This window comes from Fluviicola sp., from assembly GCF_030151805.1.
Classification (GTDB): domain Bacteria; phylum Bacteroidota; class Bacteroidia; order Flavobacteriales_D; family Crocinitomicaceae; genus Fluviicola.
Genome location: NZ_JASLCN010000490.1, coordinates 1 through 11,562 on the forward strand (window position 1 = coordinate 1; position 11,562 = coordinate 11,562).

Genomic DNA, 11,562 nt, shown 5'->3' on the forward strand with positions numbered 1-11,562 from the left:
TGGAAGCGATGCGTGGCTTGCCAAAGGACAAGCTTCTTCCTCGGGAAGTATTGTCCTGATTCACGGAAACGGAAATGAACCCATCGGAGTAGCTGATTTCATTCATTTGCTTCAGACGGAAAAAGAACAAGTGCTCGATAAACAGTGGTTGTTGTTTGATTTGCGTGAAAGTATCGGCGAAGAGTTCGGGGAATAAGATTCCTGTTTGTTTCTTCATCTGAATAAATACTCAGATTTTTTATAACTCCTGCTTAACGGCTCCTTTTGTTTTTATTTTCACTACCAGATTGACTATTGAATAAAAAAGCAGCACAACCATGCTTCCCAACCAAAACCAGTAACCGATCTCAATCTTTGTAATATACGCTGTATGCCCTGCCTCGTTCAAAAGGAGTTCTCCTCCATCCAAAAAAGTTTGAGCTATAAAAATGGCAATTGCGGTAAATCCGATACCTACAAGCGGTTCCTTTCTCGCAACAAAAAAGGTGGTAATGTAAATCGGATTTGCAAACCAGGCAAATGCCGCTCCGCCGTAAAAAAAGGCTAATATCCAACCTGAAGCAAGCGCTTCAAAGCCAGCGCCAAAACCGGCACATTGGACATTCGTACAATAGGTAGGCAAGAACAGCGCAACACCGAATAAGCCAATAGAGATTATCCGAAGATATTTTGCGATTTTTTGAATTGAACTCATCTCTTCTGTTTTTCTTTTTGTTCAAATACTTTTTTCAAAGACCTTAACAATTTCCGGATCCTGCCGATTTAAACACTCACGTCAATATTCCCACATTTGAAATGTCCTTCGGGGCATACTTTCCCGCCATGCAATCCGCAAGGTCTGCAAGTGAGTTCTTCCTTTGTTTCCCGGATTTCACTGTCGTCTGAAAGCGGGCCGAACCCAAAACGCGGAACCGTTGCACAGAAAAAAGCCGTTACCGGAGCATTTACTGCTGTTGCCATGTGTAAAGGTCCGGAATCATTCACGAAACAGCGGGTTGCTTTTTCAAACAAGGCGCAGGATTCCAACAAATTCAGTTTTCCTGCAAGATTATTTTCCAACGGCAAATCTGCGGCTTCAATGATTCGTTTGCATAAATCGGCATCTGCCGGTCCGCCAACCAGGTAAATCGCTCCTTTGCGTTTGAGATTGTTTGCCAATTCGACCCATTTCGCTTCCGGAAGCTGTTTGGTAAACCAAACGGAAGCCGGAGCCAGGGTATAAAATGGTTTGTGCGTATAAACAGCGATTTTTTCCCTGTCGGCATCCGAAGGGTAAACGGAAGGACGAACCAATTTCTGAGCTCCGTGGTGTGCTATACATTCCAGGTTGCGTTCCACTTCATGCTTCCCGTTTCCGATTTCGTGTTTAATCTTAATATCGTAACAAAATGAAAACGGATTCTTATCAAAACCTACTTTTCGCTTTCCGCCTGAAAGAAAGGTAATGATTCCCGAACTCCCGAAGCGCTGCAGGTTGATCACCTCATCGTAACGGTTGGAACGGAAAGTGCGGATCAAACGGCGCATTTCTTTCCACTTCCCTTCCTTTTTATTGAAAGAGAAAACTTCGTGAATCGCCGGATGATTCTTCAGAATCGCTTCATTTCCCTTGCGCACCAACACATCGACCTGCGCATCCGGATACAAACGTTTCAGTTCACTCACAACCGGAGTTGCCAGGATTACATCTCCCAGAAATGCTGTTTGAATGACTAAAAAGCGTTGCATACGGTAAAAATAGTGATTTCATCGGAACCCTAATCTTCAAATGTCGGATTACTGAATTCCAAATCTACCAATCCGATTTCATGCCGGTTTTTACTTATCTGTAAACGTTCAGCTTCTGTATTTACATAAGGATGATTATCATAAACCAACGACTGATAAACAGAAGGTAGTTTGTTATAAAATTGGTGTTGATCTACAAAATTTGCAAAATAGATTGGCGACATATTTCCTTTCCGGACTTCTTCCAGGAAAATAGGTTTCATACGTTCATAGAACTCTTTGCCATCGGATGAATGGATTAAAATAAGCCAGACTTCCGCGTCTTTGAATTGCAATTGCTTTTCTCCGGGATAACCGTATTTCAAAACGTAATTTTCAATAAATGACTCATGTGCCTGATTCACTGAATCTATTTTATACTGAAAAGCTTCCCGATTCGCAAGCCACTCATTACGCACATTCTGATCATCGATACTCAACTTCTCAAAAACCTGGTAAAGAGAATCGGCATTCTTCGGGCAAATCTTTACACTATTATCAAATCCTTCATGTACTACTGCTATTTCAGATTCATTGAACCCTTTCATTAATTTTGCGGGATTCAACTCAGCAATATACCATAAAGTACGCATGTCGAAAGACGGGGAAGACCAGCATATTTTTAAGGAAATTGCTGCCAGGGAATCATTTCCCAGCATTTTATAACAATAACTTTGCAAACGATATTCCTCACCATAGAGGAAACCATACTTGTTTTTGACTGCTTCCAATTTCTGCAAACTTTCCGGATACTTTGCTTCTTTAATGGCCAACAAATATGCCAGGTTGACTTCTTGCTTGTAAACAATGTGATCTGTAATCTGACCAGATGCAACTGAATGCCATACCAGGAAAAGGGAAATAATGGATAGGGTTTTCATAATTGGAAGTTTTAGTTCAGCAATAACCCGGATTTTGTCCGATTGTTACAAAACCAACACATTTACATTACTTTTAGGAATTGAAACAGGCTTACATCATGAAATTCCTATTACTCATCTCAATTTTCTTTTTCGCAACGTTCAAATCATTCGGACAGAATTACTGGCAGCAACAAGTTGATTATACCATTACCGTCAAATTGAATGACGAAAAGCACGAATTGAGCGGCTTTGAAAGCTTTGTTTATCACAACAATTCTCCGCAGACCCTGGATTTCATTTACATTCATTTGTGGCCGAATGCTTACAGGAACGGAAAAACCGCTTTAGGGAAACAGCTTTATGAAGATGATGAGTCATTACTCACTTTCGGAAATGATTCGGTCAAAGGATGCATTGATTCACTGCATTTCCAGGTGAACGGACAAGATGCGGCTCTCGAAATTGATCCGAAAAATCCGGATATCGGGAAATTAATGTTGAATACATCTTTAAAACCCGGTGAAGCAATGACCGTGACAACTCCTTTTCATGTGAAGATTCCTTCCGGGGAAATTTCACGTTTGGGGCATATCGGGCAATCGTACCAAATCACGCAATGGTATCCGAAGCCGGCTGTTTTTGACAAGAATGGCTGGAACCAGATTCCTTATTTGACACAAGGCGAATTTTACTCTGAATATGGAAGTTTTGATGTGTCGGTTACACTCCCTGCAAATTATGTGGTTGGTGCAACAGGAGATTTGCAGACAGCATCTGAAATAGCCTTCATGGATACATTAGCTGCCCACACCAAAGCGCATTTTCCGTCGCTGATCCGAAAAAAATATCCCAATGACGGTTTTCCTCCTTCCGATCCGGAATGGAAAACAATCCGTTTTACGCAAAAAGACGTACACGACTTTGCCTGGTTTGCAGATAAGCGCTATGCCGTTTTAAAAGGTGAAGTAGAATTGCCCCATTCCAAACGAAAAGTAACAACCTGGGCGTTGTTTACGCCTAAGAATGCTCCTTTGTGGGAACGCGCTCCGGAATACATTCACGACGGAACGTACTACTATTCTCTCTGGAACGGTGATTATCCGTACAACCAGGTTACCGCGGTCGACGGAACGATTTCTGCCGGTGGAGGAATGGAATATCCGAATGTGACTGTGATCGGAAATGCCAGCTCTCCAACAGAACTGGAGATTGTGATCGTTCACGAAGTAGGTCATAACTGGTTTTATGGAATCCTTGGAAGTAACGAACGTGTTCACGGATGGATGGATGAAGGTTTGAACACCTTGAATGAAATGCGTTATATGTATACCAAATACCCGAAAAACACGTATTTGTCCAAGATGATTCTGAACGGCCGTTTTCATTTCGACGGATTGAGTCATTACCATTCGGGAGATTACTTTTACCGTGTGATCGCCGGAACAGGAGAAGATCAACCGATCGAAACGCATTCAGCCGATTTTACCGGAACAAATTATGCCGGAATCATGTATATGAAAACCGGTTTGGTTTTCAATTATCTCAAAGAATACCTGGGCGATTCGCTTTTTGATCAGTCCATGCAGACTTATTACCGGGAATGGAGTTTCAAACATCCGCAGCCGGAAGATTTCCGCGCAACGCTTGAGCGTGTTTCAGGAAGAGATTTGTCCTGGCTTTTTACAGATCTGATTCAAACAACCAATCACATCGATTACAAGATCTCTAAAGTTTCTTCTATTGACGGGAAAACGATTGCTACCGTCAAAAATGTAGGACAAGTGGATGGTCCGATTGAAGTAAGCGGATTCAAAGACGGAAAGAAGATTCAAACCATTTGGGTTGAAAACGGTGCAAAGAAATCAGAAGTGACTTTTGATTCCGAAATGGATGCCGTGCAGATCAATGCAAGCGAAAGAGCTCCGGAAATTGTTCAAACCAACAATTACTGGCACAAAAAAGGCCTGTTCGGGAAGGTCGAACCCTTGAAACTTCAGTTTTTAGTCGGGAAGAATGAGGTTCAGAAGAGCAATTTATTCTGGAGCCCCATCCTGGGCGGAAATCAATACGACAAATTCATGTTGGGTCTTGCACTGCATAATATCAGTATTCCGGCTCCCCGCTTCCAGTTTCTGTTGGCTCCGATGTATTCGTTCGGCGGAAAGCGCATTTCAGGAATTGCGGAGATCAGTCGTACCTTTCTTCCGAAGAGAAACCTGAAATTTTCACGGATCGGGGTTTCACTCCGTTCTTTCAAAAACGATACGTTGGGTCGAAATGACGGTTATTATGTGGCGATTCTTCCTTATTGGACGGCTAAGATCGGAAATCGTACCGGCGGACCAATCAGTCAAAACATCCGCGTTCAATCCATGTATCGCTTAGACGTGTTCAGACCTAAACAGCGGGAACTGGTGGGCGGATACATTCAGTATGATTTTTCGTATACCAAAGCGGATCACCAGGTCCACCTTGAATTGCGAACCGATCATGTTTCCAACCCGGTAAACAGCGATAATTTTACCCGTTCTTCGGTTGCTGCTACATACAAATACCGCTACCTCAAAAACAAGCGTTCGCGTTGGGTGGAATTGCGTGTTTTCGCAGGAAATTACTGGAATTTCAATATGTATCAGTCAGGTGCAATTTCAGCCTATTCCTTTGCGTTAAGCGGTGCGGGTGGAATTCAGGATTTATTTGTGGAAGATTACTTTTTCGGCCGCTCGGCACAAAGCGGAATCTGGTCTCAGCAACGTTTGGAAAACATGGGTGGTTTCAGGTCTACTGCCGGAAACGGTGCTTCTGGTTATTTCGGAACGAGCACGGGTTGGATGACTGCTGCCAATTTCTACATCGAAACACCGGTTGGTCCGAAAATCTTCGGAGTATACGCCGATTTCGGATTGTTTGACCAGGCTTATTCTTCCAAACCGGTTCAAGCTTACGATCTTGGTTTAGCGATGCGCTTAGGAAAAGTATTCGGAATTTATTTTCCTGTTGTTCAGTCGGAGAATATTGAAAAAGCATATCTCTCCAAAAAATATGCAGAACGCATTCGTTTTACACTGAAGTTTAACCTGACGAATAAGTCGATTGATTTCATGAAGTTGTTGCAGTAGAAATCTCCTCGTTGGTACGCGATGCATCCCATACCAACTATTTTTTTACCATGACGTTTTTCCCCAGCGTTTTAAATCGTTCTCCGTTTTTCTGTACCACGGTAATCGTCAGATGTCCGGTTTTACTGATATTCAAATCACGGGCAATGCCGCTTTTGCCTTTATGGGTTCCGCTGATTACGATGCATTGATCGCCGTCTTTTAATTCATTTTTCTTTTCCATCACTCTGTAACATCAAGTACTTCTTTGTCGGTTTTCCGAGTTTTTCTAAAATAACTTACAATAAGAACAACTAAAAGCGAAAATCCAAACCAAATGAACGCATCGTAAATGAAATGTTTCATATTGGAACCATGCAACTCCAAATCAGGCCGGAAGTAAAAAAAATCATACGGAAATCCTATATGAATAAAAAGATCATCGCCAATATGAGAAGATTGATAGAAATATTGGATCGTCACACAAATAACATTCATTAAAAGTGTGATTAAACAAGTAAACGCCATTTTTAAAATCATCAGAAAGTAGTTAATTGATTATTCAATTCGGTTTAACCACATAGAACCATAGTTCACATAGGATTCCGGGAATTTCCGAAACACCTAAATCCACTATTATTTCTGTCAATTCTGCTCACGATAGCAATGCAAGCTTATATTTTACTTTTCCCAAAAGATATTGTTTTCTCCATGTTTCAGACCATTCATGGGACTTTTCTTTATTCTCATTTGCTATACCACGAATAGACGGATGAATTAAGACTTCTCTTGGTTTGTCTTCAAAATCCTTGTAGAAATGTTTAAAAATACATTTTGCAGCTAATTCTCCCAAAATGAATAATTCATCCGATTTTTTAATTATTGGATAATTTAATTCTCTTGATTTTAAGATTGTTTCCTGATTAGCTTTAAACAAAGCTTTAGCATAAGCTTCTGTTGATTGTCCTTTAATAAATTCATTACTCAAAATATTATGAGCAATATTTATCATTACAATTCCTTTTTCAAGCATATAAAGCCATAAATCAATTGGGAATTTAAATTTAGCCCGAACTTTTTCCTCTTCAAATCCCAATGAGTACAATACATCTTGACCACAGCAACGTTGTTTTTCTCCATTTTCAAGCGTTTCTTTTCCTTCAAACAATTCATCCCAAGAGTTTTTACAAAAAGCAACACCATTAGCTCCTTTGGGATAAGGGCTTTCACCAATAATCAAAATCTCAATTTTTGAACGTTCTTGTATCTTATTAAAGTATATTTCTTCTGGTGTGGGCATTCTTCCTGTGTTTTTTCATTCCAAATTAACAAAAAGTCCAACCAAATCTCCTACTCCACCATACTATCCATTACTTTATTCCGGTAAGCCTCTAATAATCTACGTTTGGAATAATAACCCAACACCTGATCGTTGTCGATAACCGGAAGATAATTCAGTTTTGAATGTTCGAACATATCCATGATCTGTTCTACCGTGTTTCGCGGATTCAGGGAATAACGAATCGGTTCCATCACCAATTCCAACGGTGTGTTCGGTTCGGCGGAATAGACCGGGAGAATCGTCGGTAAATCGTCTAAGTAGATCATTCCGAGCAGAATTCCGCTGTCTGAAACAATCGGGATCAAGGCCTGGTGTGCATGCTGAATGGTGGCGAACAAGGTCGAAATCGTATCAGTGGGTTTTAAAACCACCAGCGTTTCTTCCAAAATATCTGCACTTTCAATGGATGACAGCACATGGCGGTCTTTGTCTGCCCGAACCACGTGGCCTTCGTCTGCCAGCTTCACAATATCCATCGAGTGATTGGAATAGCGTTTCGAAATAGCAAAACTGATCGAAGAAACGATCATCAAAGGAATCATCAACCCGTAGCCTCCCGTGATCTCTGCGATCAGGAAAATGGAAGTCAGCGGAGCATGGAACAAACCGCTCAACATGCCTGCCATTCCCACCATCGTGAAATTCGTTACCGGAAGTGCAAAAGCCAAACCGGTTAAATTCCATCCATACGCGAACGCAAAACCGGTGTAGCTTCCCACAAACAAGGAAGGAGCGAAATTTCCCCCGTTTCCTCCTGAGCCCAAAGTCAATCCGGTTGCAATGGCTTTCAGAAAGACAACGGCTCCGATAAATAACAGAGGAAACCAGGTTTGATTGAAATTTTCAAACAGGGTTCCGTCCATCAGGTCGAATACTTTTTCGGCGGATAACGAGCGGATGCTGTCATAACCTTCACCGAATAAGGATGGAAAGATAAAGATCAGGACCGACAATAATAAGGCTCCGAAAATTCCTTTTTGATACGGTTTCAGCTTCACATGTTCCATCCAGGTTTCCACTTTATTGAAAACCCGTGAATGATAAACGGCAATGAAGCCCGTCAGAACACCCAAAATCATGTAAAAAGGCACGTTTCTCAATTCGAAAACCGCCATGTTTTTAAACGACAATAAAATGCTCTCGTTCAGAATAGCAGCAGAGAGCAAAGCTCCGGAAGCTGCAGCCAGCATTAAGGGAATGAACGCCGTGATTCCGACGTCTGCAAGCAATACTTCCAGCGTGAACAACACTCCGGCAATCGGGGCATTAAACGCCGCAGCAATTCCCGCCGCAACTCCACAGGCTAAAAGCAAAGTTCGTTCTTTGGTCGTTAATTTGTAAACCCGCGCATAATTCGATCCGAAAGCTGCCCCCGTGATCGTTACCGGGGATTCCAATCCGGCGGAACCACCAAAACCAACTGTCACCGATGAGGTAATCACCTGTGCATACATTTGTTTGCGCGGCATGATACTCGATTTCTTGGTAATCGCGTAAATGATACGCCAGGTTCCTTTTTCCAGTTTTCCGTTGAGTAGTTTTTTGGTAATCCAAATGGTTAAAACGATCCCGAAAACCGGTAGGATGAAATCGAGGTATTTGAAATGCAGTTTGTGATTCAGGTCTTTCGCAAAAACCAGCACCATGTGCGCAAATGATTTCAGGACGATCACTGCCAAAGCAGAAGACAAACCAACCAAAACGCTTGAAATGAGTAAAAATTGACGGGGACTTAAACTATTCCTCAAAAAAAAGATTCCACCGTTTAGTTTTCGCAAAAATCGAGACAACATGCTTTAAAAATACGACTTATAATTACGAATTGCCAATCGTTAATTGCGAATTATCATTCAATCTGTTAAAAATCAACGTTTAAACTACTTATTATTCTTTCCTGAAACAATTGTGCTATCATTTGAATCAATAATGCTATAAAACTTTTCGGGTTCCGGGTTCATTTGTATTTCTATAAATCGATAAAACTATGAGCTCATTAGCACAAAGACCAAATTTTAAATCCCACTATGATAATTTCATCGGAGGGAAATTTGTTGCTCCTGTTTCGGCAGAATATTTCGACAATGTATCACCAATCGACGGAAAGGTTTTCACCAAAGCCGCAAGATCCTATAAAGAAGATATTGAACTGGCTTTGGATGCCGCACACGCTGCTTTCCCTGCCTGGTCCAAAACATCTGTTACCAATCGTTCAAACCTGCTTTTAAAGATCGCAGATATTATCGAGGCAAACCTGGAATTACTTGCAGCTGTTGAAACGATTGACAACGGAAAGGCAATCCGTGAAACAAGAGCTGCCGATCTTCCGTTGTGTGTAGATCATTTCCGCTACTTTGCCGGAGTGATTCGTTCGGAAGAAGGAACGATTTCAGAACACGATGAGCACACAGTAAGCATCAATTTACACGAACCGTTGGGAGTTGTCGGGCAAATTATTCCATGGAATTTCCCGCTTTTGATGGCTACCTGGAAAATTGCTCCGGCTTTGGCTGCCGGGAATTGTGTGATTGTAAAGCCGGCTGAGCAGACTCCGACTTCCATCATGGTTTTAATGGAGTTGATCCAGGATGTTCTTCCGGCAGGAGTTTTGAATGTTGTAACCGGGTTCGGTCCTGAGGCGGGAAAACCTCTGGCAACTTCTCCGCGGGTTCAGAAAGTGGCATTTACGGGCGAAACAACAACAGGTCGTCTGATTATGCAATATGCATCTGAGAATTTGATCCCCGTGACCATGGAATTGGGCGGAAAATCTCCGAATATCTTCTTTCCTTCTGTTGCGGACCACGACGACGAGTTTTTTGACAAAGCCATTGAAGGGGCTGTATTATTTGCACTGAATCAGGGAGAAGTGTGTACTTGTCCATCCAGAATTCTGGTTCATGAAGCGATTTACGACAAATTCATGAAGCGTGTAATCGAACGAACCAATGCGATTGTTACCGGAAATCCATTGGATGGAAGTGTGATGATGGGAGCTCAGGCTTCAAACGATCAATACGAAAAGATTCAATCTTACCTGAAAATCGGGGTCGAAGAAGGTGCTGAAGTACTTGCCGGAGGTGCTGCCAACAAATTACCCGGAGATCTGGAAGGCGGATATTACATTCAACCGACGATCTTAAAAGGACATAACAAGATGCGTGTTTTTCAGGAAGAAATTTTCGGACCGGTCGTTTGTGTGACCACATTCAAAACAACGGAAGAAGCAATTGAAATTGCCAATGACACACTTTACGGATTAGGTGCCGGTGTCTGGACGCGTGACGCACATGAATTATACCAGGTTCCGAGAGCGATTCAAGCAGGACGCGTTTGGGTAAATAATTATCACGCTTATCCGGCTCACGCACCATTCGGCGGATACAAAAAGTCAGGTTTTGGTCGTGAAACACATAAAATGATGCTGGCACATTACCGTCAGACTAAAAACATGCTGATTTCTTACAATAAAAATAAATTGGGATTCTTTTAAAGAATGGTTAGCAGGTTCAAAAACAAAAGGTGTTTATCAATTGATTTCTGAATAAAATGACGATTTGGCACTATTCGGAATATTGCAAAACCGGGATGTTTAGATTTCGCCAAAATGGCAATTCGCAATATTACGAATGGGAAAACAAAATGTTAAAAATTGGTACAAAAACCCCTTGCATTTTGAAACATCTCAACGCCTTCGTCTTTAAAGAAGTTCGGGGTGAGAGACTGATCCAGTTTCTCGATAAAAGTCCGCGGGGTATTTTACTTCGCGGATTTTTTACCCAAACAAAACTCCGGCATTTCATAAATTCACTAAAATCACAACACATGTACACACGGATTGCAATAACGAATGATGCTGTTGAAGTTGTGAATCAACTCAAAAAACGTTTCGGGGATTTGATGTTTCATCAAAGCGGCGGATGTTGCGACGGTTCACAACCTATGTGTTTCGAAAAAGGAGATTTCAAAGTCGGAGGCAGCGACGTATGTTTGGGGGAAATTGAAGGATGTGAATTCTGGATGAGCAAGGATCAGTTCGAATATTGGAAATTTACACATCTGACTTTGGATGTAACACCCGGAAGAGGTTCCAGTTTTTCGCTTGAAATACCAATGGGAATCCGTTTTATGATCAGAAGCCGTCTCTTCACGGACGAAGAAGCTCAAAATCTGACTCCACTCAGATTTTCAGAGGATTGATTCCCTGACATTGTTGAAATTGTTTTGGCGTAATTCCTTCAATTTTCTTAAACGCACGGATGAAATAATTACAATCATCAAAACCGGATTCAAAACAGACCTGATTGATCTGAATATCTGGGTTCTTCAAAAGTGATTTTGCAAATTTGATACGCTCCTTCAAAACAAATTCATTCGGACTCATTCCCAATTCGCGTTTAAAATAACGGTAGAATGACGTTTTACTCATACACGCTTCGTTTGTCAGATCATTCATCGTTAAACGGTCGTTGATATGGGCGCGGATAAATTTCAC

Annotated in this window: 10 protein-coding genes and 1 pseudogene; 4 read left to right on the plus strand and 7 right to left on the minus strand. The window is 41.6% G+C overall.

Annotated elements, in window-relative coordinates:
* Nucleotides 1-196: pseudogene (locus Q1V93_RS18670) on the plus strand (polysaccharide deacetylase); the annotation flags it as partial.
* A gap of 42 nt (nucleotides 197-238) precedes the next feature.
* Here Q1V93_RS18670 and Q1V93_RS18675 read toward each other — a convergent pair.
* From Q1V93_RS18675 to Q1V93_RS18685, 3 genes are all read right to left on the minus strand, one after another.
* On the minus strand, nucleotides 239-694 hold the full coding sequence (locus tag Q1V93_RS18675; RefSeq protein ID WP_300666872.1) for a hypothetical protein: 456 nt from the start codon (nucleotides 692-694) through the stop codon (nucleotides 239-241).
* Between the two features lie 68 nt (nucleotides 695-762).
* Nucleotides 763-1,728, minus strand: coding sequence for a glycosyltransferase family 9 protein (locus Q1V93_RS18680; RefSeq protein WP_300666874.1), 966 nt, complete (start codon nucleotides 1,726-1,728; stop codon nucleotides 763-765).
* A 29-nt stretch (nucleotides 1,729-1,757) separates the two neighbouring features.
* Nucleotides 1,758-2,648, minus strand: coding sequence for a hypothetical protein (locus Q1V93_RS18685; protein ID WP_300666877.1), 891 nt, complete (start codon nucleotides 2,646-2,648; stop codon nucleotides 1,758-1,760).
* A gap of 98 nt (nucleotides 2,649-2,746) precedes the next feature.
* Here Q1V93_RS18685 and Q1V93_RS18690 point away from each other — a divergent pair, with 98 nt between their 5' ends.
* Complete coding sequence (locus tag Q1V93_RS18690; protein ID WP_300666880.1) at nucleotides 2,747-5,749, plus strand: M1 family metallopeptidase; 3,003 nt, start codon at nucleotides 2,747-2,749, stop codon at nucleotides 5,747-5,749.
* Between the two features lie 37 nt (nucleotides 5,750-5,786).
* Here Q1V93_RS18690 and Q1V93_RS18695 read toward each other — a convergent pair whose 3' ends face one another.
* From Q1V93_RS18695 to Q1V93_RS18705, 3 genes are all read right to left on the minus strand, one after another.
* Complete coding sequence (locus tag Q1V93_RS18695; RefSeq protein ID WP_300666883.1) at nucleotides 5,787-5,972, minus strand: RNA-binding protein; 186 nt, start codon at nucleotides 5,970-5,972, stop codon at nucleotides 5,787-5,789.
* A 411-nt stretch (nucleotides 5,973-6,383) separates the two neighbouring features.
* Nucleotides 6,384-7,028, minus strand: a complete 645-nt coding sequence (locus Q1V93_RS18700; RefSeq protein ID WP_300666886.1) for a hypothetical protein — start codon at nucleotides 7,026-7,028, stop codon at nucleotides 6,384-6,386.
* A 50-nt stretch (nucleotides 7,029-7,078) separates the two neighbouring features.
* Complete coding sequence (locus Q1V93_RS18705) at nucleotides 7,079-8,818, minus strand: chloride channel protein (RefSeq protein WP_367183838.1); 1,740 nt, start codon at nucleotides 8,816-8,818, stop codon at nucleotides 7,079-7,081.
* Nucleotides 8,819-9,054: 236 nt separating this feature from the next.
* Between Q1V93_RS18705 and Q1V93_RS18710 the strand changes: the two genes are divergently transcribed.
* Nucleotides 9,055-10,560, plus strand: a complete 1,506-nt coding sequence (locus Q1V93_RS18710) for an aldehyde dehydrogenase family protein (RefSeq protein WP_300666892.1) — start codon at nucleotides 9,055-9,057, stop codon at nucleotides 10,558-10,560.
* Between the two features lie 332 nt (nucleotides 10,561-10,892).
* Nucleotides 10,893-11,267, plus strand: coding sequence for a DUF779 domain-containing protein (locus Q1V93_RS18715; protein WP_300666894.1), 375 nt, complete (start codon nucleotides 10,893-10,895; stop codon nucleotides 11,265-11,267).
* On the opposite strand, the gene Q1V93_RS18720 is transcribed toward Q1V93_RS18715, so the two are convergent.
* The coding region (locus Q1V93_RS18720) for an AraC family transcriptional regulator (RefSeq protein ID WP_300666897.1) at nucleotides 11,248-11,562 on the minus strand (315 nt) is incomplete at its 5' end. The two genes, Q1V93_RS18715 and Q1V93_RS18720, sit on opposite strands and share 20 nt — an antisense overlap.